This is a genomic window from Mycobacterium sp. E342 (genome assembly GCF_001667665.1).
Taxonomy (GTDB): domain Bacteria; phylum Actinomycetota; class Actinomycetes; order Mycobacteriales; family Mycobacteriaceae; genus Mycobacterium.
The window spans coordinates 1-1,327 of the sequence record NZ_LZJM01000048.1; the positions used below are offsets into that span (position 1 = coordinate 1).

Consider the following 1,327-nt stretch of genomic DNA (forward strand, 5'->3'; position numbering starts at 1 on the left):
GTGCTGAGTTTGGCCAACAAGACTGCTAGGGCGGCTTGGAGCACCATGAAACTGGTGGCGTTGTGGGTGCGGGCCAGCTGGGTGATCTGCTGCTGCAGCTCGGCGGGCCACTCGATCGGGAGGCTGGCCCCGCGATAATCGGCCACCGCGGGATAGGGCCGATCGGTGGGCAACACCAGGCGTTCGGGCATGCCGGCCAGCGCGTGCTGCCAGTAAGCCAACTGCGCGCCGATCCGACTATCCGGATCCTCCAAGTCGCCGAACTGCTCACGTTGCCAGAGTGTGTAGTCGGCGTACTGCACCGCCAACGGCACCCAACCAGGGGCCTGCCCCACCGTCCGGGCGGCATACGCGGCGCCCAGATCACCGATCAGCGGGGTGATCGACCAGCCGTCGGCGGCGATGTGGTGGGCCACCGCCACCAACACACACTCCTGGTCGCCTAACCGGAAAAGCTGGGCCCGCAACGGAATCTCGGCGGCTAGATCAAACGCGTGACTGGCCACCGCCGCGATCGCTTGGTTCAACTGAGTATCCGACCAGCCGCTGGCATCGATCACCGCCCAGCCGAACTCGACCCCCTCAACCGGCACCACCTGCTGCTCAGGAACCCCATCAACCGCGGGGAACACCGTACGCAGGCTTTCATGGCGGCCCACCACATCACCGAGCGCAACCTTCAGGGCGTCCACGTCGAGTGGCCCCGTGAGGCGCACCGCCATGGGCATGTTGTAAACCGCCGACCGGCCCAGCAACTGATCGATAAACCACAACCGCAACTGGGCAAACGACAACGGCACCACTGCCGGCCGCTGCTGGGCCGTCAGCGGGGCCAGCCCACCCCCACCCCCGGCCTGGATGCGGGGTGCCAACTGGGCGATGGTGGGCGCCTCAAACACCGCCCGCACCGACAAGTCAGCATCCAAAGAATTATTGATGGCCGCGATCAGCCGCATCGCCGACAACGAGTCCCCACCCAGATCGAAGAACGAGTCATCGACCCCGACCCGCTCCAGACCAAGCACTTGGGCATAAATGCCGGCCAGGACTTCCTCGAGCAGACTGCCCGGGGCGCGATACCCCTCACCGGTGTAGTCGGGGGCGGGTAGGGCGCGGGTGTCGAGTTTGCCGTTGACTGTTAGTGGGAGGGCGTCGAGCACGATGATCGCGGCCGGCACCATATAGGCGGGTAGCCGATCTGCGAGTTGGGTGCGGATGGTGGCCGGATCGACTGCCCCCGAATCAGATTGGGTGATGTAGCCGATCAGGCGTTTGTCGCCGGGGTGGTCCTCGCGGGCGATCACCACCGCCTGATCGACACCCTCCA

The 1,327-nt window shown here is 65.8% G+C and carries 1 protein-coding gene; it reads right to left on the reverse strand.

What is annotated here, in order from left to right:
* On the reverse strand, positions 1-1,327 hold a 1,327-nt coding region (locus A5692_RS02645; RefSeq protein ID WP_231984160.1), incomplete at both ends, for a condensation domain-containing protein.